The sequence below is a fragment of the Micromonospora sp. NPDC047557 genome (genome assembly GCF_043205095.1).
In the GTDB taxonomy this organism is placed as follows: Bacteria; Actinomycetota; Actinomycetes; order Mycobacteriales; family Micromonosporaceae; genus Micromonospora.
In genome coordinates this window covers 550,053-572,541 of the sequence record NZ_JBIDDK010000001.1, presented here as the reverse complement: position 1 = coordinate 572,541, position 22,489 = coordinate 550,053, and the positions used below count along the sequence as shown (strand labels likewise).

Genomic DNA, 22,489 nt, shown 5'->3' with positions numbered 1-22,489 from the left:
TCTGTCTCAGGCTCGGGCGCGGCTGTCTGAGCAATATGCCGGCCGCCTTTGCAAGAGTCAAGCAGATCTTGCGTAAGGAAACCGCACGGCGGCCGGGGCGACCGCTGTCGAGCCCCGCGCGACAAGCTCGGGGCGGAAGAGGTACTCCGAGTTCGGGGCGCCGTGCCCGTTGATCTCGTCCACCAGGGCCCGGACCGCGGCCACCGCCATGGCGATGACGGGCTGCCGCACCGTGGTCAGCGGCGGATCGGTGAAGGCCATCAGCGGTGAGTCGTCGTAGCCGACCACGGAGAGGTCGCCCGGAACGGTCAGACCGCGTTGCCGAGCCGCCCGCACCGCACCGAGCGCCATCAGGTCGGAGCCGCAGACCAGGCCGGTGACGCCCCGGTCGAGCAGCCGGCCGGCCGCCGCCTCGCCACCCTCCACACCAAACAGTGTCAGCTCGGCCAGCGGGCCGAGGTCGGCCTCGGCGACGCCGGCCAGGCGGGTCATCGCCGCCCGCCAGCCGGCCACCTTGCGCTGCACCGGCACGAACCGGTCCGGGCCGGTGATCAGGCCGATCCGCCGGTGCCCGAGCGCGACGAGGTGGGCCACGGCGAGGTCGGCGGCCTCCCGGTCGTCGCAGGAGACGAAGGGGGCGCCGATGCCGGGGACGTACCCGTTGATCATCACGACCGGCAGCGGCCGGGCGATCAGCGCCCGGTAGCGGTCGTGGTTGGCGGCGGTGTCGGCGTGCAGGCCGGAGACGAAGACGATCCCGGAGACCTGCCGGTCCAGCAGCATCTCCACGTATTCGTCCTCGGTCACGCCGCCGGCGGTCTGGGTGCAGAGCACCGGGGTGAACCCGCTCTGCGCCAGCGTCGACTCGATGACCTGCGCGAACGCCGGGAAGATCGGGTTGTCCAACTCGGGCACCACCAGGCCGACCAGGCCGGCGCTGCGCTTGCGCAGTCGCGCCGGACGCTCGTAGCCCAGGACGTCGAGGGCGGTCAGGACGGCCTGTCGGGTCTCCGGGGCCACGCCCGGGCGGTCGTTGAGCACCCGCGACACCGTGGCCTCGCTGACTTCGGCCTGCTGGGCGATGTCGGACAGTCGAGCGCGCATGGCGGCACTTTAGCCCACCGGCAAGTTCTTGCGGGGCTCTCTGCAAACCCTTCCATTATCTGCAACGTCTTGCTAACGTCCCCGCAACATACGCGAGCAGCGGCGCAGCATCGCTGCGCCGGTTAGCAAAAACTTTCAGCTTTCCCACTGGCGGACCGTCCCTTCCCCCGGCGGATCCGCCATGACGACAGGAGTACCGATGCGCATCCGTACCGCGGGTGTGGTCGCCCTCTTCGCCCTGGCGCTCGCCGCCTCCGGCTGTGGTGGCGACAGCGACAAGCCGGCCGCGAAGGAATCCCCCAAGGCGGCCGGCGGCAAACTGGTGATCTGGGCGGACGACAAGCGCACCGCTGCCCTCAAGCCGTTCGCCGAGAAGTTCGGCCAGGAGAACGGCGTCACCGTCGAGGTCCAGGCCGTCCCGAACGAGGACCTCCAGAACAACTTCGTGACCGTGTCGAGCCAGGGCGGCGGCCCGGACGTGGTGATCGGCGCTCACGACTGGATCGGCAACCTGGTGCAGAACGGTGCCATCGACCCGGTGCAGCTGCCCGACGAGCAGAAGGCCGCCTTCAACGAGACCGCCATCAAGGCCGTCACCTTCAACGGCCAACTCTATGGCGTGCCGTACGCGCAGGAGAACCTCGCGCTGATCCGCAACACCGACCTGGCCCCCGAGGCGCCGAAGACGATCGAGGACCTGGTCGCCACCGGCAAGCAGCTCAAGGCCCAGAAGAAGGTCACCGAGACGCTGTGCCTGCAGGTCGGCCAGAAGGGCGACGCGTACCACATCTACCCGCTGTACGCCTCGGCCGGCGGTTACCTCTTCGGCACCACCGCGAACGGCGACTACGACCCGAAGGACCTCGGCGTGGGCAAGCCGGAGTCGATCGCCGCGTTCAAGAAGATCGCCGCGCTCGGTGAGAAGGGCGAGGGCGTGCTGAAGCGCTCGATCGCCGACACCAACTCGACCGCCACCTTCACCGGCAAGAAGTGCGCCTTCCTGGTCTCCGGGCCGTGGGCCACCGCCGACGTGAAGAAGGCCGGCATCAAGTACGACGTCTCCGCCGTTCCCGGCTTCGCCGGTGGCAAGGCGGCCGCGCCGTTCGTGGGCGTGCAGTCCTTCTACGTGGCCGCCAAGGGCAAGAACAAGGCCCTGGCCCAGGAGTTCGTCGTCAACTACGTCGCCAAGCCGGAACTGGCCGTGGCTCTCTACCAGGCCGACCCGCGCCCACCGGCGCTGACCGCCGCGCTGGACCAGGTCAAGGGCAGCGACCCGGACCTCGCCAAGTTCATCGAGGCCGGCAAGAACGGCCAGGTGCTCCCGGCCATCCCGGCGATGGCCGCGATCTGGGACCCGTTCGGCAAGGCCGAGGCCGCCGTCATCGGCGGCGCCGACCCGACCAGCACGGTCACCGCGGCCGGCAAGACGATCGCCGGCTCGATCAAGTAATGAGCACACCGCTGTCCGGCCCGGGGTCTGCCCAGCAGGCCCCGGGCCGGGGGCCCGTGGGCACCGGGTCCCCGCGCACGTCCCGTACCGCGCGGAACCACGCGCCGATCACCGCGGCCGGCCTCGCCGCGAAGGTGATCCTGCTCGGCCTGGTGGCCGGCATCGCGATCTGGGCGGCCTTCCCGCTCGTCGAGGCCGAGAAGTGGGTCTGGCTGACGGTGCTGGTGCTGACCACCGCCGCGCTGTTCTACCTGTACCTGGGCCGTCGCCACGTGCCGGCGAAGTACCTCGTCCCGGGCACGCTCTTCCTGATCGCCTTCCAGGTCCTGCCGGTGCTCTACACCGCGAGCACGGCCTTCACCAACTTCGGCGACGGACACCGCGGCAGCAAGGACGACGCGATCGTCGCGATCCAGAGTTCCTCGGTCAAGCAGGTCCCGGGTTCCGCCCAGTACCCGATGTCCGTGGCCACCAAGGGCGACCCGGCCACCGGCGTCCTGGTCTTTCTGATCACCGACCCGCAGACCGGCACGGTCTCCGTCGGTGACGCGCGGGGCCTGCGCCCGCTCGACCCGGGCGCGGCCACCGTCGCCCCGGGCGGGAAGGTCACCGCCGCCGACGGCTACACGGTGCTGAACGTCGGCCAGGCCAGCGCCCGCAGCAAGGACATCACCGACCTGGTGGTGCCGACCGCCGGCGGCGCGCTGCGCTCGTCCGGCCTGTCCCGGGTGTACGAGGGCAAGGCCGTGCGGGCGTACGACGCAGGCTGCGACTGCGTGAAGGACAGCGACAGCGGCCGGACCTGGACCGCGGACGGCGAGGTCGGCGCGTTCGTCGCCACCGACGGTGAGCGGCTGGCCCAGGGCTGGAAGGTGGATGTCGGGCTGTCCAACTTCACCCGGGTGCTCACCGACGAGCGGATCTCCGGGCCGTTCCTCAGCACGCTGATCTGGAACTTCGCCTTCGCGATCGGCTCCACCGGCGGCACGTTCATCCTCGGCATGCTGATCGCGCTCGCGCTGCACTCGCCCCGGATGCGGGGCACCAACCTCTACCGGATGTTGCTGATCCTGCCGTACGCCATGCCGTCGTTCGCGATGCTGCTGGTCTGGCGGGACATGTTCAACACCGACTTCGGTCTGATCAACAACCTGTTCGGGCTCGGCGTCGACTGGTTCGGTCAGGACTGGACGGCCCGCGCCGCGGTGATCCTGGTGCAGCTCTGGCTCGGCTACCCGTACATGTTCCTGGTGGCCACCGGCGCGCTCCAGGCCATCCCGCGGGAGCTGACCGAGGCCACCTCGGTCGATGGGGCCTCACCCTGGCAGTCGTTCCGGGCGGTCACCCTGCCGCTGCTGCTGGTCGCGCTCTCGCCGCTGCTGATCTCGTCGTTCGCGTTCAACTTCAACAACTTCAACGCGATCTACCTGACCACCGAGGGTGCGCCGTTCCCGGCGGACAACCCCAGCAACGGGGCCACTGACCTGCTCATCACGTACACCTACCGGCTGGCGTTCGGTGGGCAGGCCGCACAGTTCGGCTTCGCTGCGGCCATCTCGTTGTTCATCTTCGCCATCGTCGCGGTGGTCTCGGCGGTCAGCTTCCGGCGGACCCGGCAACAGGAGGATGTGTACGCGTGACCACACTCACCGGCGCGAGCCGCCCGACGGCGGTCGACCGCAACGCGGGGAGGCGGAGGAACCGCTGGTTCGCCCAGGTCGGCTGGCGGCACCTGGTCGGCCTGCTCGGCGTGCTGTTCAGCCTCTTTCCCCTCGTGTTCGTCGTCTCGGCGGCGCTCAACCCGCTCGGCACCCTCTCCTCCACCGAGCTGGTGCCGACCGGCGGGGTGTCGTTCGAGAACTTCGGGGACCTCTTCGCCCGCACCGAGTTCGCCAGCTGGTTCCTGAACTCGCTTCTCATCGCCGGTGGCGCCGCGTTCGCCTCGGTCTTCCTCTCGGCGCTCGCGGCGTACGCCTTCTCCCGGATGCGGTTCCAGGGGCGACGGGTGGGGTTGCTGTCGCTGCTGTTGATCCAGATGTTCCCGCAGTTCCTGGCGATCGTGGCGATCTTCCTGATCTTCGGCGCCATCACGGACCTGTGGCCGGCCATCGGCTTCAACACTCCGTGGGGCCTGATGCTGCTCTACATGGGTGGCGCGTTGGGCGTGAACACGTGGCTCATGAAGGGCTTCTTCGACACGCTGCCCCGGGAGTTGGACGAGTCGGCCACCATGGACGGCGCGTCGCACGCCCAGGTGTTCTTCCGGATCCTGCTGCCGTTGGTGGCGCCGATCCTCGCGGTGACCGGGCTGCTCGCCTTCATCAACACCATCAACGAGTTCCTGATGGCGAGCGTCTTCCTCACCGACACGGACGCCAAGACCCTCGCGGTCGGCATGCGGGGCATGCTGCAGGGCGCCGAGCGGAACACCAACTTCGGGATCTTCGCGGCCGGCACCCTGCTCACGGCGATCCCGACCGTACTGGTGTTCCAGTTCCTCCAGCGCTTCATCGTCTCCGGCCTCACCTCCGGCGCGGTGAAGGGGTGAGCCCGTCGACGCGCCGACCGGCCGACCCCCTACTACGAACTGTCGTTGATGGGGGAGGATGGGCGGCGTGGAAGCACTGCGACTCATTCTCCTCTATGTCCATCTGATCGGCTTCGCCCTGCTGCTCGGCGGCTCGATCGCTCAGTACGTCAGCGGGAAGCTGCGAATCAACTCCGCCATGCTCTGGGGCGCCGTGATCCAGTTGCTGACCGGGCTCGGTCTCTCCGCGCCCCTGCGCGGCGGCGGTGACGACGAGCCGGACCCGGCAAAACTTGTGACGAAGTTGGTGATCGCGCTGCTGATCTTCGTCATGGTCTTCTTCTCTCGGAAGCGGGACGTGGTCAACCGCGGCCACTTCCTCGCGATCGTCGGCCTGACCCTGGTCAACGCGGCGGTCGCGGTCTTTTGGCGGTAACGTCCGGCGGAGGGGATGACCTCCGCGAACCGGACGTTCGGGACGCCTCGATGCTCGGTTACCAGCACGAAGAGTGACGTGCCCCACGCAAGGGTTACACCCGGGTAACAGGCGCTCAACAGTCGTGCACGATTGTCGGCCGGTGGGTGGGCGCGGGCGTACGCTCCCGTCCGTAACGTGGGACAGCCGGCGGCACACCCGCAGGTCGGCTGATGGGCTGCCACCGCACTAGGCGCGGTGTGCAATGGGAAGGAGACGTCTTGCGCTCGGTGCGTGGGATGCGGATCGCCTCGATCTTCGCGGTAGGTGGGCTCGTGCTCAGCGCCGCCGCGTGTGGCGAGGCCCCCGATAGTGACAAGAACGCCGGCAGTGGCGCCAAGAAGTACAGCGCCTGCATGGTGACCGACGTCGGCGGCATCGACGACAAGTCGTTCAACACCTCGGCCTGGAAGGGCCTGCAGGAGGCCAAGGCCGCCAACGACAACATCGACATCAAGTACGTCGCGTCGAAGGCCGAGGCCGACTATGAGCCGAACCTGACGCAGTACGTCAACCAGAAGTGCGACTTCATCCTGGCCGTCGGTGGCCTGATGGCCAACGCGACCTCGAAGATCGCCAAGGCGAACCCGAACCAGCAGTTCGGCATCGTCGACGCCAACCCGGGTGACGCCAACGTCTACCCGATGCAGTTCGACACCGCCCAGGCCGCGTTCCAGGCCGGCTACCTGGCCGCCGGGATGAGCAAGACCGGCAAGGTGGGCACCTACGGTGGTCTGCCGATCCCGCCGGTGACGATCTTCATGGACGGCTTCGTCGACGGTGTGAAGTACTACAACACCGCCAAGGGCAAGAACGTCCAGGCGCTGGGCTGGAACAAGGAGACCCAGAAGGGCTCCTTCACCAACGACTTCGCCAAGCAGGACGAGGGCAAGAAGGTCTCCGACGCGCTGGTCGCCCAGGGCGCGGACATCATCATGCCGGTCGCCGGCGGCTCCGGCCTCGGCACCACCGCCGCGGCGAAGGCCTCGGGCGGCAAGTACAACACCATCTGGGTGGACGTCGACGGCTGCGAGAGCACCCCGGACTGCGCCGCGATCATCACCACCGTGGTCAAGAACATCCCGGAGGCCGTCAAGGAGGCTGTGGTGAAGGCCGCCGGTGGCGAGAAGCTGCAGGCCAAGCCGGGCTTCGTCGGCACCCTGGCCAACACCGGTGTCTCGATCGCCCCGTACCACGACTTCGACGGCAAGGTTCCGGCCGAGCTGAAGACCGAGGTCGACAAGATCAAGGCGGACATCGCCGCCGGCACCATCACCGTCACCTCGCAGGCTCAGCCGACCAAGTGACAACCGCCCGGCCCCTCCGGTGAGATCATCGCAGGAGCGGCGGGGTACAGGTACGACCGATCCGGCCGCTCCGGCCCGCGGGTGATTACCCGTGGGGCCGGAGCGGCCGATCGCGCGCCACGGTGACCGGCCTGGTCCGGCCCGGTCGACCGGCAGCTACGCTGCACCATCGCTCGCACTCCAGGAGGTTGCGCTGAGACTCGAACTGCGCGGCATCACCAAGCGGTTCGGTGATCTGGTCGCCAACGATCACATCGACCTGACGGTGGAGCCTGGAGAGATTCATGCCCTGCTCGGCGAGAACGGCGCGGGCAAGTCGACCCTGATGAACGTGCTCTACGGGCTCTACCAGCCCGACGAGGGCGAGATCCTGGTCGACGGCACGCCGCTGAAGCTGAAGGGCCCGTCCGATGCCATCGCGGCCGGGATCGGCATGGTGCACCAGCACTTCATGCTGGTGCCGGTCTTCACCGTGGCCGAGAACATCATGCTCGGCGCCGAGCAGGTCCGGGGCGGCATCGCCGGCTTCCTGGACCGGCGGCGGGCCCGGCGCGAGGTCACCGAGGTGTCCGAGCGCTACAACCTGCGAGTCGACCCGGATGCGGTGATTGAGGATCTGCCGGTCGGCATCCAGCAGCGCGTGGAGATCGTCAAGGCGCTCACCCGCGACGTCGACCTGCTGATCCTGGACGAGCCGACCGCGGTGCTCACCCCGCAGGAGACCGAGGACCTGCTGACGGTCATGCGGTCGCTGAAGGCGGCCGGCAAGTCGATCGTCTTCATCACCCACAAGCTCGGCGAGGTCAAGGCGATCGCCGACCGGATCACGGTGATCCGGCGCGGAAAGACGGTCGGCACGGCCTCGCCGGAGACGAGCCGGGACGAGCTGGCCGCGCTGATGGTCGGCCGCAGCGTGCGGCTCACCGTCGACAAGTCGCCGGCCACACCGGGCGAGCCGGTGCTGGAGGTGGCCGGGCTGGTCGTCGACGACGACCGGCAGGTCCGGGCGGTCGACGGCGTGGACCTGACCGTCCGTGCGGGCGAGGTGCTCGGCGTGGCGGGCGTGCAGGGCAACGGCCAGACGGAGCTGATCGAGGCGATCATGGGCCTGCGCCCGGTGCTCGCCGGCACGGTCAGCCTGGGCGGCGACCGGATCGACGGCTGGACGACCAAGAAGGTGCTCCGCGCCGGCGTCGGTTACGTGCCCGAGGACCGCAGCGTGGACGGCCTGGTCAAGGAGTTCAGCGTCGCCGAGAACCTGGTGCTGGACATCTACGACCGGCCGCCGTTCGGTGCCGGGCTCGCCCTCAAGCCGGACGCCATCGCGTCGTCGGCGCGGGAGCGGATCGAGCAGTTCGACGTCCGTACCTCATCGGCGGACGCGGCGGTGGGCACCCTGTCCGGCGGCAACCAGCAGAAGGTGATCGTGGCGCGGGAGCTGTCCCGGCCGCTGAAGCTCTTCATCGCCGCCCAACCCACCCGTGGCGTGGACGTCGGGTCGATCGAGTTCATCCACAGCCAGATCATCCACGAGCGGGACATCGGCACCGCCGTCATGGTGGTGTCCAGCGAGCTTGACGAGGTGGTCGGGCTGGCCGACCGGATCGCGGTGATGTACCGCGGACGGATCATCGGCATCGTCGGCCCGGACACCCCGCGTGAGGAGATCGGCCTGTTGATGGCCGGCATCCACCCGGACGCGGCCGGCACGGCCGACGGGGGTCCGGCGCGCGCCGACGGCCCCGCGAGCGAGGACGAGGCATGACCACCAACCCCAATCCGCAGTCGGGCTCTCCGGACAAGGAGCCGGCGAGCGAGGCGCAGGCGGCGCAGAACGCGCTCGGCAACACCGAGCGGGCCGGCACGACCATCACGCCGAAGGCCCCCGAGCCGCAGCCGAAGCCGTCCCTGGGCCGGCTCTTCCTGGACAACCTCTGGGCGGCCAACACCTTCACGGTGACCCTGCTGTCGCTGGTGCTGGCGATCGTCGTCGGCGCGGTGTTGATGATCGTCTCTGACCCGGACGTGCTGCACACCTACACCTACATCACCGCCCGTCCGGCCGACGCGCTCAACTCGAGTTGGACGCTGGTGAGCGAGGCGTACGCCAACCTGTTCAAGGGCTCGATCTTCGACCCCGAGGCGTTCTCCGGCTGGGTGAACGGCAGCAACGGCTGGCAGGCGGTGCTCGCGCCGATCTCCGAGACGCTGACGTACGCCGCGCCTCTGGTCTTCACCGGTCTGGCGGTGGCGCTGGCCTTCCGTGGCGGCCTGTTCAACATTGGCGCGCAGGGTCAGGCCACCATCGGCGTGATCCTGGCCGCGCTGGCCGGCTTCCTGCTGCCGCTGCCTCCCGGCCTGCACCTGCTGGTGGCGGTGCTGGCCGGCGCGCTGGGCGGGGCGATCTGGGGCTTCATCCCGGGCATCCTCAAGGCTCGCGCCGGGGCGCACGAGGTGATCAACACGATCATGCTCAACTACGTCGCCACGTACTTCCTGACCTGGCTCATCGTGCAGAACGGCGTGCAGGACCCGACCCGGACCGACGCGATCAGCAAGGCGGTGGACACCTCCGCCCAGCTGCCGCGCCTGCTCGGCGACAACCTGCGGGTGCACGCCGGCATCCTGCTCGCCGTGCTGGCCACCTGGGCGGTCGCCTGGTTGCTCAACCGGTCGACGCTCGGCTTCGAGCTGCGCGCTGTCGGCGCCAACCCGGACGCCGCGCGGACGGCCGGCATCAGCGTCACCCGGACGTACATCCTGATCATGGTCTTCTCCGGGGTCCTGGCCGGTCTCGGCGGCTCGAACATGGTGCTCGGCTCCACCGCCAGCGCGCTGACGCCGCTGGTGGTGGCGCAGATCGGCTTCGACGGCATCCTGGTGGCGCTGCTCGGCCGGGTGAAGCCGTGGGGGGTGCTGCTCGCCGCGCTGCTGTTCGGTGCGCTCCAGGCCGGCGGCAACCGGATGCAGTCGTACTCCGGCATCTCGCTGGAGCTGGTGACCGTGCTCCAGGCGCTGATCGTCATCTTCATCGCCGCACCCGCCCTGGTAAAGGCGATCTTCCAGCTCCGGGCCGCACGGGCCGCCCGGTTGCAGACGAGCCTGGCGAAGGGCTGGTAACGCATGTCCACCATGGCTGTCCCCGACGTCGCGGTCGGCGTCGACGAGGGTTTCTGGACCCGGACCCGCAAGGTCGGCCTCACGCTGACGGCGCTCGGTCTGCTGGCGGCGGTGCTGTTCGGGGCGCTCGCCACCGACCAGGAGGCCCGGTTCACGTTGAGCGACGACGCGGCCGGTGCCGCGCTGGAGATCAACGGCACGATCGGCGCGATCCTGTTCGGGATCATCGCGATCGCCGCCGGCGCGGCCCTGCTCGCCGGCGTGCCGAAGCGCTGGTTCCTGCCGGTGCTCGGCGTCGGGCTGGTCGCCTTCGTGCTCTCCTTCCTCTGCTGGCAGGTCTCCGCCGCGCCCGCCGGGCAGAACTTCATGCCGCTGGTCAACATCATCCGGGGCACGTTCATCCTGGCCCTGCCGTTGATCTTCGGTGCGCTCGCCGGCGTGCTCTGCGAACGGTCCGGCGTGGTCAACGTGGCCATCGAGGGGCAGTTGCTGATGGGCGCGTTCAGCGGCGCGCTGTTCGGCAGCATCTCCGGCAGCGTCTGGGTGGGCCTGGTCGCCGCCGCCATCGGTGGCGCGTTCATCTCGCTGCTGCTGGCCGTCTTCGCCATCCGCTACCTGGTCGACCAGGTCGTCATGGGTATCGTGCTGAACCTGCTGGCGGTCGGCGTCACCGGCTTCCTCTACGAGCGGCTGATGCAGACCGACGCGGAGAAGTACAACAGCGCGCCGCGCTTCAGCAACTGGGAAATCCCGCTGCTCAAGGACATCCCGGTGCTCGGGCCGGCGCTGTTCCGCGGCAACATCTTCCTCTACCTCGGCCTGCTGCTGGTGCTGGTGATCCACATCGGGCTCTTCCGTACCCGGTGGGGGCTGCGGACCCGGTCGGTGGGCGAGCACCCGATCGCCGCCGACACGTTGGGCGTCAAGGTGCTCCGGTTGCGCTACCGCAACGTGCTGCTGGCCGGTGTGGTCGCCGGTATCGGTGGCGCGTCGTACACGCTGGCGCTCTACTCGTTCACCAAGAACATGATCGGCGGCAAGGGCTTCATCGCGCTGGCCGCGCTGATCTTCGGTCGGTGGAACCCGACCGGGGCGCTGCTCGCCGCGCTCTTCTTCGGCTTCGCCGACCAGCTCGCCACCTACCTCGGCGCCATCAACAGTGTGATCCCGAGCCAGTTCCTGGCCATGCTGCCCTACCTCGCGACCATCCTGGCCGTCGCCGGCCTGGTCGGCCGGGTCCGGGCACCCGCCGCCGACGGCAAGCCCTACATCAAGGGCTGACCCCTACCCACCCCTTCGGTGATCAAGAGGTTTGCGTCAGGATCGACGACTTTCCTGACGCAAACCTCTTGATCACCGCGCTGGGGCGGCGGGGTGGGTGGGGTTGCCGCCCTGCCTGCTTTTGACCTGGGCTGCTTCGGCAGAATGATGGGATGACCGACATTGACTGGGCGCGGTTGCGGGCCGCCGCCACCGAGGCGATGCGGCACGCGTACGCCCCGTACTCGACGTTCCCCGTCGGCGCGGCCGCGCTTGTCGACGACGGCCGCGTGGTGGTCGGCTGCAACGTGGAGAACGCCGCGTACGGGGTGACGCTCTGCGCCGAGTGCGGGGTCGTCTCCAGCCTGCACGCCACCGGTGGCGGCCGCCTCGTCGCGCTCTCCTGTGTCGACGCGACAGGTGAGCCGCTGATGCCGTGCGGCCGGTGCCGGCAGCTGCTCTGGGAGCACGGCGGGCCGGAGTGCCTGATCGAGACGAAGACCCGCCCGCTGCGGATGGCGGAACTGCTGCCGCACGCCTTCGGCGTGGAGGACCTGGAGGCGGTGACCGGGGAGACTCCGGTGCCGGTGGTGCCGGAGCGGCTGGCCGCCTGGCGTGGACGCGGCACCGTCTTCGTGCATCCGGACCTCTCGGACGGGCAGCAGGTCTGGACGGCGTACTGGGAGCGCTCGGCGGGAGACGACGCGAGCGCCGAGACCGGCGTGCTGGAGGAGGCCCCGAGCTGGGACGATCCGGCCGAGGCGATCACCTGGGGAATGGCCCGCACGCCCCGCGTTGTCGTGGTCGACGAGACCGGGACGATCTTCTGGGCCGGCGAGGGGGAGCCGCCGGCTGAGATCCCGGTGCGCTGGGGTTGAGCTTGGGGGCGGGGGCCGACCGTGCCCGGCTCCGGGCGGTCAGGCTTGATCCCTCCGCCGGGCACGGTCGGCCCCCGCCCCGACCTGGGCACGGCCGCCGGTCTGGATCTGCACAACGACGTGAGAAGGAACCGCAAGGTGAGTGGTTTTGCTGCTGTTGACGTTATTCGGGTGAAGCGGGACGGGGGTGTGCTGTCGGACGCGCAGATCGACTGGGTGCTGGACGCGTACACCCGGGGGGTTGTCGCCGACGAGCAGATGGCGGCGCTGGCCATGGCGATCCTGCTCAACGGCATGACCGGGCCGGAGATCGCCCGGTGGACCGCCGCGATGATCGCCAGCGGTGAGCGGCTCGACCTCTCGTCGGTCCGCCGCCCGACCGTCGACAAGCACTCCACCGGCGGCGTCGGTGACAAGATCACCCTGCCGCTCACCCCGCTGGTGGCCGCGTGCGGTGCCGCGGTGCCGCAGCTCAGCGGGCGCGGCCTCGGGCACACCGGCGGCACGCTGGACAAGCTGGAGTCCATCCCGGGCTGGCGGGCCTCGCTGAGCAACGACGAGTTCATCGCCCAGCTCGGTGACGTCGGCGCGGTGATCTGCGCGGCCGGCGCCGGGCTCGCCCCCGCCGACCGCAAGCTGTACGCGTTGCGCGACGTGACCGGCACCGTGGAGGCGATCCCGCTGATCGCCAGCTCGATCATGAGCAAGAAGATCGCCGAGGGGACCGGGGCGCTGGTTCTCGACGTGAAGGTCGGCTCGGGCGCCTTCATGAAGTCCGTCGACCAGGCCCGCGAGCTGGCCCGCACGATGGTCGAGCTGGGCGGTGCGCACGGAGTGCGGACGGTCGCCCTGCTCACCGACATGTCCACCCCGCTCGGCCTGGCCATCGGCAACGCGGTCGAGGTGACCGAGTCGGTCGAGGTGCTGGCCGGGGGCGGGCCGGCCGACGTGGTGGAGCTGACGCTCGCCCTGGCCCGGGAGATGCTCGACGCCGCCGGCCTGCCCGACGCCGACCCCGAGGCGGCGCTGCGCGACGGGCGGGCGATGGACTCCTGGCGGGCGATGATCCGCGCGCAGGGCGGCGACCCGGACGCCCCGATGCCGACCGCGCCGGAGGTCGAGGTGGTCCGCGCCGAGCAGGACGGGCACGTCGCGGCCGTCGACGCGTACGCCATGGGGGTTGCGGCCTGGCGGCTCGGCGCGGGCCGGGCCCGCAAGGAGGACCCGGTCAGCGTGCCGGCCGGGGTGGTGTTGCACAAGCGGCCGGGCGATCCGGTGCGGGCCGGGGACGCCCTCTACGAGCTGCGCGCCGAGGACCCGTCGCGGATTCCGGCGGCCCTGGCGGAGGCAAGTCGCGCGGTGCACATTGCACCGATCGCGCCCACCGCGACGCCCCTGGTCATCGAGCGGATCGGCTGACCGGGGCGGAGGTCGGGGCGGCGTGGTGCCCGTCACCTGGGAGCGCTATTCTCGCAGGCCAAGGGGGGACAGCCGGCGTTGAGCCGTCGCGAGCAGACAGGAAGTTGCCCCGTGACCGTACCTGCCCCCGACCCGCGCGAGGTGCGCGAGGCGAGCCTGGACGAGCTGTCCCGGCTCGGCCTGCCGCTGCCGCCGGCGGCGTTCCCGCTCGTGTGGGAGCCGGGTGATGCGATCGAGCTGCGACCCAGGGCGGAAATCGAGGCGCGCATCGCCGTGCTGCACCTCATCCTGGCGCGCTGCTTCGGGATGCCCCCGCAGGCGGCGATGAGCTGGCTGCTCGGCTCGCACCTGGTCGAGATGGTCACCCCGCCGGAGTGGCAGTTCGTGATGGGCGGCAAGGGCGACCACCGGTCGTTCGTGCTGCACCACGACGCGCTCTTCGCGCTGGCCTGGGTGCTGGGGCTGAGCAAACAGCTCGATCCCACCCTGGCGGTGGATGAGCGGTTGGTCGAGCGGCTGCCGCACATCGCCGAGGGGGAGACCTTCGGCCGCTGGCAGTCCCGGATCCTCGCCGCGCCGCAGCACCCGGCCGACGCGGCGGCCCTGCTCGATCTGCACTACTGCCTGGACTGGGCTTACCTGGAGACCGAGCGGAGCGGCCGGCGGGCGCCGGGGCTGGTCGACGCCAACGCGATCGGGCAGCGACGCTGGGCGCTGGAGTGGGCGGTGATCCTGCGCGGGCCGTACCACGACGAGCCGCCGGGCTGGGAAGAGGTCGACCTCTCCACCTGAGCCTCAGCGGCGTCGGTAGGCGTCCAGCCGGACCGCCACGCGCACCCGGACCGGCTCGGGCAGCGCGGCCAGCCGTTCGGCGAGGGCGGTCGGGTTGGTGTGCCAGGCGCTCGGACCCATCCCGACCAGCGTGGCGACCTCCGGCCGGGTCAGGGCCAGCTCCGCGCGGTGCACCGTCGAGCTGACCGGCGTGAAGTGCCCGCCCAGGCTGGCGACCACCCGGTCGGCCTTGTCCGGGTCCACCCGCAGCAGGTCGAGGGCGTCCACCAGCTCGGTGAGATGGTCGGCGGCGGGCGTCACCACGAGCAGCGTGCCGGCCGGGTCGAGCACCCGGTGGAACTCCGCGCCGTTGCGTGGGGCGAACACGTTCAGCAGCACGGCCGTCGAGCCGTCCGCGAGGGGCAGTCGCTGCCAGGTGTCGGCGACCGCCGCGGCCGCCCGGGGGTGCGCCCGGGCCGCGCGACGCAGCGCCGGCTTGGAGACGTCCAGGGCCAGACCCACGGCGTCCGGCAGCGCCGCCAGCACCGCGCCGAGGTATCGGCCGGTGCCCGCGCCGGCATCCACCACCAGGGGGTACGCGTCGAGCGACGACACGTCGCGCAGGTGCTGCACGGCCTGCGTCGCGGCGGCGGCCAGGGCGTCCGAGACCGGGTCGTAGTGCCCGGCGGCGAGGAAGTCGGTGCGGGCGGCCACCATCTCTGCGCTGTCCCCGGAGTGCGGTGCGCGGCCGGCGAACAGGTTGACGTACCCCTGCCGGGCCACGTCGAAGCTGTGCCCGCGCGGACACCGCAGCGCCCGGGCGGTGCCGGCGGTCGCCTCGGCCAGCGGTTCGCCGCAGACCGGGCAGCGCAGCCGGTCGAGGATGCGCGGGTCCACCTCAGGCCGCCAACTCGGGTGGTGCGCGCATACCGGGCAGCCTAGCGAGCCGCCCCGCTTCGCCCGGCCAGGGCCGCTGACTAGGGTCTGAGCATGGTCGCAACTATCCGGTACGAGGACATCGTCAAGGTCCCGAAGGCGCTGCTGCACGACCACCTCGACGGCGGGCTGCGGCCGGCGACGATCGTCGAGCTGGCCGCGGAGGTGGGGCACGAACTGCCCACCACCGACCCGGAGGCGCTCGGACGCTGGTTCGTCGAAGCCGCCGACTCCGGGTCGCTGGAGCGTTACCTGGAAACGTTCGCGCACACCGTGGCGGTCATGCAGACCGGGCCGGCGCTGCGCCGGGTGGCGCGGGAATGCGCGCTGGACCTGGCCGCCGACGGGGTCGTCTACGCCGAGGTGCGGTTCGCCCCCGAGCAGCACCTGGAACGGGACCTGAGCCTGGACGAGGTGGTCGAGGCCGTGCTGGCCGGGTTCGCCGAGGGCACCGCCCAGGCCGTCGAGGCCGGCCTGACCATCCGGGTGGGCACCCTGCTCACCGCCATGCGGCACGCGGCGCGCTCACAGGAGATCGCCGAGTTGGCCGTGCGGCACCGCGACGCGGGGGTGGTCGGCTTCGACATCGCCGGCGCCGAGGCGGGTTTCCCGCCCACCCGGCACCTGGACGCCTTCGAATACCTGCAGCGCGAGAACTTCCACTTCACCATCCACGCCGGCGAGGCGTTCGGGCTGCCGTCGATCTGGCAGGCGATCCAGTGGTGCGGCGCGGACCGGCTCGGTCACGGCGTACGGATCGTGGACGACATCGCCCCCGACGGCGCGCTGGGCCGGCTGGCCGCGTACGTGCGGGACAAGCGGATCCCGTTGGAGCTCTGCCCCTCGTCGAACGTGCAGACCGGGGCGGTGGCCTCGATCGCCGACCATCCGATCGGGCTCCTGCGCGACCTGCGGTTCCGGGCCACCGTCAACACCGACAACCGGCTGATGAGCGGCACCTCGATGTCGCGGGAGATGTCGCTGCTGGTGGACACGTTCGGCTACGGCTGGCGCGAGCTGCAGTGGTTCACCATCAACGCGATGAAGAGCGCCTTCATCCCGTTCGACGAGCGACTGCGGATCATCGACGAGGTGATCAAGCCGGCGTACGCCAAGCTGCTGCCCTGAGGGGTCTCCGCCCTGGGGGCGGCCTTCCCGGCTCTGCGGGGGCATCCTCAGCCCTGTGGGTGGCCTTCGCGGCCGTGCGGGTGGTGGCCGGCGAGCAGGCCGGCCACCCGGCGCAGCACCTCCCGGGCGCGGGCCGCCTCGGCGCCCAGCCCCATCTGCCGGCGCAGCACCGCGGGCTCCGCCCGCAGCAGGGCGACGCCGCGCCGGACCAGCACCCGGGGCGCCTTGCGCTGCTCGGACAGGTCGCGGGCCAGCCGGCGCAGGAAGGTCGCCCCGCGCGGACGGCGCAGCGCGTACGCCCCGGCGAGCAGCCCGCGGCGGCGGCACTCCTCGACGATCTCGGCGGCGAAAATCCCTTCGGCCACGAAAAGTGGCGATCCGTCGACATCAAATGGCCGGGTGGCCACCCGTCGATCCGCGCCGATCGCATAAACCGGCACATCGGCACGGCCCTCGCGGGCAAGTCGAGCAATCGTTTCGACGGCGGTCAGGGCGTCCCAGGACTGCGGTGATTCCCAATCGACCTGGCCGTTTTGGCGCGGCAACGTAGGGTCATCGCCGTCCTTGTAGAAGTCGTCCAAACACAGCACCGGCAACCCGGTTTGCTGCGCTATGTACGACTTTCCAGAGCCTGAGGGGCCGGCGAGCAGGACAACGCGGTGGGGATGTTCCATTACCTTCAGTTACTCCGGCCAGACGGACTGCTATCAAATCGCATCAACATCTCATCACACCTTCAGCCGGTGACAACCTGGGCTTTCTTCTTGCCGACCGGCGTGATGGAATCTCGGGGGTCCGACCCGCCGGGTCGGTCGCTGGGCGTTGCCCGGGGCAACGCGTTCAAGCTGTAATCGCGAGGGCGGTGACGTGAGCAAACGGCCAAAGACGGCGGGCTCCTTCCTGTCGCGGCTGCGCCGGCCGGCCAGTCGGCTTCGGGACATGCCGATCTGGTCCAAGCTCGGTCTCATCATGATCGTGCCGACCATCGCCACGGTCGTTGTGGGCACCAGTGGTCTGGTCGACCACCTGGATACGCTCAACAATGCCAACCGAGCCGGCGACCTGGCCAACCTGTCGAGTTATTCGGGTGACCTGGTCGACACGCTGCAGGACGAGCGGACCACCGCCGTGCTGCTGCTGCAGGCCACGGGGACGCAGCCGAAGGCGCAGTACCAGGAGGCCTACAACCGGGTCAACTCCCGGGTCGACCAGGCGACGGGCCCGTACCGGCAGCAGCGGGGCGACATCGAGGACCTGCCGGGCAGCCTCGAAGGTCTGCTCGACGGCATCGACCAGAACCTGCAGGAGCTGCCGGGCGTCCGCAGTCAGGTGTTCAACGGCAAGCTGAAGCTCGCCGAGGCCATCCAGGCGTACGAGGGTCTGATCAACGACCTGCTCGCCATCCGTGACTCGGCCACCCAGCTCGCCGGCGACAACGACCTGAGCGACCGGATGCGCGCCGCCGCGGCGGTCGCCCGGGAGAAGGAGTTCCTCGCCGTCCGCCGGGTCGTCGTCCACCGCGCGCTGGGCGTGCAGGGCGGCCAGAGGCTGACCCCGGCGCTGCGCACCGACTACATCGCCAGCGGCACCGGCCAGCAGCAGGCTCTGCAGAGCTTCAAGGCGGTCGCGAGCCCTGACGAGGCGAAGTTCCACGACCAGACGGTCGCCGGCGGTGACCGCCGCGAGGCGCAGAACTACACCGGCTGGATCGACGGCAACACCACCGGCGACATGCGTGGCGCCCCGTTCGGCCCCGACCAGTGGGACTCGGCCATGACGGCCAACGCCAAGCTGATCCGCGCCGTCGAGACGAAGCTCGACGGGGACGTGGTCGCCGAGGCCGACAACCTCCGCTCGGACGTCCAGCGCCAGGTGTTCCTGGAGACCGGCCTGCTGCTCAGCATGCTGCTGCTGGCCATCCTCTTCGCGTACCTGGTCGCCCGCTCGATGGCCCGTTCGCTGCGTGAGCTGCGCCAGGGCGCCCTCTCCGTCGCCCAGTACGGGCTGCCGCAGGCGGTGGCCCGACTCCGTGACCCGCAGGTCGTCGGGCAGCTCTCCCCGGTGCAGCTGGCAAACCAGATCGCCGAGCCGCTGCCGGTCCGCAGCAAGGACGAGTTCGGCCAGGTGACCGAGGCGTTCAACGCCGTCCACCTGGAAGCCGTCCGGACGGCCGCCGAGCAGGCGGCCCTGCGCGCCTCCGTCGCGACCATGTTCGTCAACCTGGCCCGTCGTTCGCAGATCCTGGTCGACCGCCTCATCGGGCACCTCGACCGGCTGGAGCGCGGCGAGGAGGACCCGGACCGGCTGGCCGAGCTGTTCCAGCTCGACCACCTGGCCACCCGGATGCGCCGCAACGACGAGAACCTGCTCGTCCTCGCGGGTGCCGACTCCACCCGCGTGCAGCGCGAGCCGGCCGCGCTCATCGACGTGCTGCGCGCGGCGCAGTCCGAGGTCGAGCACTACACCCGGATCGAGTTCGGGGTCATCGACCGCGACATCGAGGTCGCCGCGCACGCGGTCAACGACCTGGTGCACCTCGTCGCCGAGCTGTTCGACAACGCCACGGCGTTCTCTCCTCCGGACTCGCAGGTCATGGTCGAGGCCCGCCGGGTCGGTGACCGCGCCTCGCTGTACGTGGAGGACCGCGGCATCGGCATCAGCCGCGAGCAGCTGCACGAGCTCAACGACAAGCTCGCGACGCCGCCGCAGGTGGACGTGGCGGTCTCCCGGATGATGGGCCTGGTCGTGGTCGCCCGCCTGGCGTCGCGGCACGGCGTCCGCGTCGAGCTGCGCCCCGGCGCCGACCGCGGCACGGTCGCCGACGTGACCCTGCCCACCTCGGTGCTGGTGCCCCGCGCGCTCTCCGGCCGGGTGCAGCAGCCGCCGGCCCTGCCCGCGGCCGGCCCGCAGCACGGTGGGCCCGCGCCGGTCCTCGGCGCGCTGCCCGCGCTGGGCAACGGAGCCCGCCCCGGCGAGTCCGGCAACCAGGTCACCCTGGGCGGCCGGCCGTTCGACCCGGCCTCGCGCAACGGCGCCGGCACGCCCGCCAACACCGGTGCGTACCGTTCGATGCCCGCCTGGTCGGACCTGACCGGCGCGAGCGCGAGCAACGGGGTCAACGGCGGCGACGGGTTCACCCCCCGGACGGCCAACGGCCAGCCCATCGACCCGCTGCCGCAGCGGCGGGCCGGCGACGAGCCGACGACCACCGGCCAGCAGCCGGCAATTCCCCGGCAGTTGCCCAGCAGCCCGGAGGTGCACCCGTACTCCGCGCCGCCGGTCTCCGCGCAGCCCTACTCCGGTGCGCCGGTCTCCGCCTCGCCGGCGTCCGGTCAGCCGTACTCCGGCCAGCCCTACTCGGGTGCGCCGTACGGCAGCCCGCCGGTGTCCGCCGCTCCGGCCTCCGGTCAGCCGTACGCCGGTCCGCCGGTGTCCGCGTCGCCGGTCTCGGCCTCCCCGGCGTCCGGCCAGCCGTACTCGGCGCCGCCGGCCTCCGGCCAGTCGTTCAGCGGCTTCATGCCCCGGTCCGCCCCGCCCGCTCCGGCGCCCAGCGCCCCGGCACCGCCGGCCTGGCCGCCGGTGCCCGGCGGCGAGCGGGACACGCAGACCCCGCCGGTGCCCGAGCGGCTCGCCGCCGCCCTGGACATGACGACGGAGCTGCCCCGGGTGCCGCGCCCCGGCGACCAGCCGAGCACCGCGGCCCAGCCGCCGGCTCCGGCGCCCCAGGCTCAGCAGGCCCGAGCCCCGCAGACCCCGGCTCAGCCGGCTCCGGCTCCGCAGGCCCAGGCTCAGCAGGCCCAGGCCCAGGCGTCGCGTCCGCCGGCGCAGAACCGCCCGGCACCGCAGCAGCCGCAGGCCCAGAACCGCCAGCGGTACGCGGACGAGACCATGGAGCTGCCGATCTTCCGGGAGCTCGAGTCCGCCTGGTTCCGTACCCGCCGTCCGGGTCCGGAGGAGGCCGCGGCCGGCGACAAGCCGAAGGCGAACGGCGGTGGCGGTGACGCGACCCAGCAGTTCGCGGCGGTCGAGGCCACCGGTCGGGCAGTCCACAAGACATCACCCGGGACGACAGGTAACACGCCGATGGCAGACACTCCGACGGCCGGAGGAGCGCCGCGGGACAACGGGTCGACAGCGAACGGGGGCGCACGCCCCGGCCTCGCCGAGAGCCTGCCGAACCGCCGGCCCCAATCGCAGACCAACGGCTGGCAGACCGCCGCCGACGACGGCTGGCGTGCCGCCTCGGCAGCTGCCACCGCGGTGCCGGTCAACGAGACCACCACGACCGGTCTGCCGAAGCGCAAGCCGATGGCGCAGCTGGTGCCGGGCGCGGTGGAGAAGCCCACCACCTCGGTCCAGCGACGTTCCCCGGAGGCGGTCCGTGGCCTGCTCTCCGCCTACCATCGGGGCGTGCAGCGAGGGCGTAGCACCTCGGACAACCCGACCAGCCCGGAGGCGACTCCGGGAGGGCAGCAATCCTCGCAGTCTGGCTCAGGCCCAGCGGCCGGGAGCGGGCAGAAGGAGCAAGAAGGATGACAACTACGCAGGATCTTGGTTGGCTGCTGGCCAACTTCGCCGACCGGGTGCCCGGTGTCGCACATGCGGTCGCCGTCTCGGCGGACGGCCTGCTCCTCGCGTCGTCACGGGACCTGCCGCGGGACCGGGCAGACCAGCTCGCCGCGATCGCGTCCGGTCTGGTCAGCCTGACCCAGGGGGCGGCCCGCTGCTTCGAGGGAGGCGCGGTGCTCCAGACCGTCGTGGAGATGGACAATGGCTTCCTGTTCCTGATGTCCATCTCGGATGGTTCGTCCTTCGCCGTGCTGGCGGCCCGCAGCTCCGACGTCGGGCAGGTCGGCTACGAGATGGCACTACTGGTCGACCGGGTGGGCGACGCCCTGACCCCGCAGCCGCGTGCGGCCGCGGGCATGCTGGGCTGACGCCTCGCCGATCGTGTGGTCGGCGCAACTGAAACGACAAGAACGACGAGTTCCACCGGTGGGAGCCGGTACGGGGTGCGAAGGAGGTGAGCGGCGACATGGCCGATCGTGACGAACCGACCGGTGCGTTGGTCCGTCCATACGCCGTGACCCGTGGTCGAACCCGTCCCCGGCTCGACATCGCGCTGGAGGCGCTCGTCGAGACGACGGTGCGCGGTCGGGCCGCTGCCAATGGCAACGGCGGCGGCCGCGAACACCAGTACATCGCCGCGCTGTGTGACGGACGCGTGCAATCGCTCGCCGAGATCGCGGCGCGGATGCAGCTCCCGCTCGGTGTGGCCCGGGTGCTCATCGCCGACATGGCGACGGACGGCCTGGTCGCGGTCCACGAGCCGACCATCCTGGACGACTCCGACGACGCGTTGGGCACTGAACTGCTGGAGAGGGTGCTGAGTGGACTTCGCAGGCTCTGACATGTCGCACCGCCCACCGAACCCGAGTGGGCGCGTGACGTCGGCGAAGATCGTTATCGCCGGTGGATTCGGCGTCGGTAAGACGACGCTGGTCGGCTCGGTCTCGGAGATCACGCCGCTGACCACCGAGGCCATCATGACCTCCGCTGGCGTGGGCGTCGACGACACCCGGCAGGTGCCGGGCAAGACGACGACCACGGTGGCCATGGACTTCGGCCGGATCTCGATCGACCGTGACCTGATCCTGTACCTGTTCGGTACGCCGGGTCAGACAGACCCGATTCTGGTTCATGTGGGACGAACTGGTGCGGGGCGCGATCGGTGCGGTCGTGCTGGTGGACACCCGCCGGCTGGCCGACTGCTTCGCGGCGATCGACTTCTTCGAGCACCGGCGGCTGCCGTACCTGGTGGCCATCAACTGCTTCGACGGGATGCAGTACCACGACCCGCAGGACGTCCGGGACGCCTTGGCGATCTCGAGCGACGTGCCGGTGGTGGCCTGCGACGCCCGTAACCGGGAGTCGACGAAGCACGTGCTGATCTCACTGGTCGAGTACGTGCTCACCATGCGCCGTACGCGCGCCGTCGCCCCGGCCTGATCGGGACGCTCTCGCGCCCGGTGGTGGCCCTGGCCGCCACCGGGCGCTGAATGCTGCCCGGGCAGGAACGGTTTCGCCTCAAGAGATCTTGGAAGGAACCCGCCC

The 22,489-nt window shown here is 70.8% G+C and carries 18 protein-coding genes and 1 pseudogene; 16 read left to right on the top strand and 3 right to left on the bottom strand.

Annotation, left to right across the window (positions count from 1 at the left end; all coding sequences use genetic code 11):
* Nucleotides 1–57: 57 nt before the first annotated feature.
* Nucleotides 58–1,104, bottom strand: a complete 1,047-nt coding sequence (locus tag ACGGAQ_RS02555; RefSeq protein WP_393043910.1) for a LacI family DNA-binding transcriptional regulator — start codon at nucleotides 1,102–1,104, stop codon at nucleotides 58–60.
* Between the two features lie 199 nt (nucleotides 1,105–1,303).
* Here ACGGAQ_RS02555 and ACGGAQ_RS02550 point away from each other — a divergent pair, with 199 nt between their 5' ends.
* From ACGGAQ_RS02550 to ACGGAQ_RS02500, 11 genes are all read left to right on the top strand, one after another.
* Nucleotides 1,304–2,554, top strand: coding sequence for an extracellular solute-binding protein (locus tag ACGGAQ_RS02550; protein ID WP_393043908.1), 1,251 nt, complete (start codon nucleotides 1,304–1,306; stop codon nucleotides 2,552–2,554).
* Nucleotides 2,554–4,194, top strand: coding sequence for an ABC transporter permease subunit (locus ACGGAQ_RS02545; RefSeq protein ID WP_393043906.1), 1,641 nt, complete (start codon nucleotides 2,554–2,556; stop codon nucleotides 4,192–4,194). Before ACGGAQ_RS02550 ends, ACGGAQ_RS02545 begins: the two co-directional genes overlap by 1 nt.
* Nucleotides 4,191–5,102: a sugar ABC transporter permease gene (locus tag ACGGAQ_RS02540; RefSeq protein WP_393043904.1), complete on the top strand. Its 912-nt coding sequence runs from the start codon at nucleotides 4,191–4,193 to the stop codon at nucleotides 5,100–5,102. The genes ACGGAQ_RS02545 and ACGGAQ_RS02540 overlap by 4 nt, the downstream gene beginning before the upstream one ends.
* 67 nt (nucleotides 5,103–5,169) lie before the next feature.
* Nucleotides 5,170–5,517 (top strand): hypothetical protein, encoded by a 348-nt coding sequence (locus ACGGAQ_RS02535; protein WP_234585695.1) that lies wholly within the window; start codon nucleotides 5,170–5,172, stop codon nucleotides 5,515–5,517.
* 278 nt (nucleotides 5,518–5,795) lie between these two features.
* Nucleotides 5,796–6,863 carry a BMP family protein gene (locus ACGGAQ_RS02530; protein WP_393045631.1) on the top strand — a complete coding sequence of 356 codons (1,068 nt, stop codon included), beginning with the start codon at nucleotides 5,796–5,798 and terminating at the stop codon, nucleotides 6,861–6,863.
* 91 nt (nucleotides 6,864–6,954) lie between these two features.
* Nucleotides 6,955–8,628 carry an ABC transporter ATP-binding protein gene (locus ACGGAQ_RS02525; RefSeq protein WP_393043901.1) on the top strand — a complete coding sequence of 558 codons (1,674 nt, stop codon included), beginning with the start codon at nucleotides 6,955–6,957 and terminating at the stop codon, nucleotides 8,626–8,628.
* Nucleotides 8,625–9,983, top strand: coding sequence for an ABC transporter permease (locus ACGGAQ_RS02520; RefSeq protein ID WP_393043899.1), 1,359 nt, complete (start codon nucleotides 8,625–8,627; stop codon nucleotides 9,981–9,983). The genes ACGGAQ_RS02525 and ACGGAQ_RS02520 overlap by 4 nt, the downstream gene beginning before the upstream one ends.
* A gap of 3 nt (nucleotides 9,984–9,986) precedes the next feature.
* Nucleotides 9,987–11,264 (top strand): ABC transporter permease, encoded by a 1,278-nt coding sequence (locus ACGGAQ_RS02515; protein WP_393043897.1) that lies wholly within the window; start codon nucleotides 9,987–9,989, stop codon nucleotides 11,262–11,264.
* Nucleotides 11,265–11,416: 152 nt separating this feature from the next.
* Nucleotides 11,417–12,121, top strand: a complete 705-nt coding sequence (locus tag ACGGAQ_RS02510) for a cytidine deaminase (RefSeq protein ID WP_393043895.1) — start codon at nucleotides 11,417–11,419, stop codon at nucleotides 12,119–12,121.
* A 138-nt stretch (nucleotides 12,122–12,259) separates the two neighbouring features.
* A complete protein-coding gene (locus tag ACGGAQ_RS02505; RefSeq protein ID WP_393043893.1) occupies nucleotides 12,260–13,540 on the top strand; it encodes a thymidine phosphorylase in 1,281 nt (426 codons plus the stop codon).
* A 111-nt stretch (nucleotides 13,541–13,651) separates the two neighbouring features.
* A complete protein-coding gene (locus tag ACGGAQ_RS02500) occupies nucleotides 13,652–14,332 on the top strand; it encodes a DUF4272 domain-containing protein (protein WP_393043891.1) in 681 nt (226 codons plus the stop codon).
* Between the two features lie 3 nt (nucleotides 14,333–14,335).
* On the opposite strand, the gene ACGGAQ_RS02495 is transcribed toward ACGGAQ_RS02500, so the two are convergent.
* Complete coding sequence (locus ACGGAQ_RS02495) at nucleotides 14,336–15,208, bottom strand: putative RNA methyltransferase (protein ID WP_393043889.1); 873 nt, start codon at nucleotides 15,206–15,208, stop codon at nucleotides 14,336–14,338.
* A 93-nt stretch (nucleotides 15,209–15,301) separates the two neighbouring features.
* Between ACGGAQ_RS02495 and ACGGAQ_RS02490 the strand changes: the two genes are divergently transcribed.
* Nucleotides 15,302–16,375, top strand: a complete 1,074-nt coding sequence (locus ACGGAQ_RS02490; RefSeq protein ID WP_393043887.1) for an adenosine deaminase — start codon at nucleotides 15,302–15,304, stop codon at nucleotides 16,373–16,375.
* A 47-nt stretch (nucleotides 16,376–16,422) separates the two neighbouring features.
* Here ACGGAQ_RS02490 and ACGGAQ_RS02485 read toward each other — a convergent pair whose 3' ends face one another.
* On the bottom strand, nucleotides 16,423–16,740 hold the full coding sequence (locus ACGGAQ_RS02485) for a hypothetical protein (protein ID WP_393043885.1): 318 nt from the start codon (nucleotides 16,738–16,740) through the stop codon (nucleotides 16,423–16,425).
* A 502-nt stretch (nucleotides 16,741–17,242) separates the two neighbouring features.
* On the opposite strand from ACGGAQ_RS02485, the gene ACGGAQ_RS02480 reads away from it, so the two are divergent.
* The 4 genes and pseudogenes from ACGGAQ_RS02480 to ACGGAQ_RS02465 all read left to right on the top strand — a co-directional run bounded on the left by ACGGAQ_RS02480 (nucleotide 17,243) and on the right by ACGGAQ_RS02465 (nucleotide 22,384).
* On the top strand, nucleotides 17,243–20,911 hold the full coding sequence (locus ACGGAQ_RS02480; protein ID WP_393043883.1) for a nitrate- and nitrite sensing domain-containing protein: 3,669 nt from the start codon (nucleotides 17,243–17,245) through the stop codon (nucleotides 20,909–20,911).
* Nucleotides 20,908–21,312, top strand: coding sequence for a roadblock/LC7 domain-containing protein (locus ACGGAQ_RS02475; RefSeq protein WP_007455462.1), 405 nt, complete (start codon nucleotides 20,908–20,910; stop codon nucleotides 21,310–21,312). Before ACGGAQ_RS02480 ends, ACGGAQ_RS02475 begins: the two co-directional genes overlap by 4 nt.
* Before the next feature lie 98 nt (nucleotides 21,313–21,410).
* Entirely contained in the window at nucleotides 21,411–21,785 is a 375-nt protein-coding gene (locus tag ACGGAQ_RS02470; protein WP_393043881.1) for a DUF742 domain-containing protein, read from the top strand.
* Between the two features lies 1 nt (nucleotide 21,786).
* Nucleotides 21,787–22,384, top strand: a pseudogene (locus ACGGAQ_RS02465) (ATP/GTP-binding protein).
* Nucleotides 22,385–22,489: the final 105 nt, after the last annotated feature.

Bases quoted from the DNA above. Each gene is read 5' to 3' on its own strand.
- ACGGAQ_RS02515 (WP_393043897.1), top strand. From the start codon at position 9,987: ATGTCCACCATGGCTGTCCCCGACGTCGCGGTCGGCGTCGACGAGGGT.
- ACGGAQ_RS02545 (WP_393043906.1), top strand. From the start codon at position 2,554: ATGAGCACACCGCTGTCCGGCCCGGGGTCTGCCCAGCAGGCCCCGGGC.
- ACGGAQ_RS02555 (WP_393043910.1), bottom strand. From the start codon at position 1,104: ATGCGCGCTCGACTGTCCGACATCGCCCAGCAGGCCGAAGTCAGCGAG.
- ACGGAQ_RS02475 (WP_007455462.1), top strand. From the start codon at position 20,908: ATGACAACTACGCAGGATCTTGGTTGGCTGCTGGCCAACTTCGCCGAC.
- ACGGAQ_RS02530 (WP_393045631.1), top strand. From the start codon at position 5,796: ATGCGGATCGCCTCGATCTTCGCGGTAGGTGGGCTCGTGCTCAGCGCC.
- ACGGAQ_RS02490 (WP_393043887.1), top strand. From the start codon at position 15,302: ATGGTCGCAACTATCCGGTACGAGGACATCGTCAAGGTCCCGAAGGCG.
- ACGGAQ_RS02470 (WP_393043881.1), top strand. From the start codon at position 21,411: ATGGCCGATCGTGACGAACCGACCGGTGCGTTGGTCCGTCCATACGCC.
- ACGGAQ_RS02510 (WP_393043895.1), top strand. From the start codon at position 11,417: ATGACCGACATTGACTGGGCGCGGTTGCGGGCCGCCGCCACCGAGGCG.
- ACGGAQ_RS02550 (WP_393043908.1), top strand. From the start codon at position 1,304: ATGCGCATCCGTACCGCGGGTGTGGTCGCCCTCTTCGCCCTGGCGCTC.
- ACGGAQ_RS02520 (WP_393043899.1), top strand. From the start codon at position 8,625: ATGACCACCAACCCCAATCCGCAGTCGGGCTCTCCGGACAAGGAGCCG.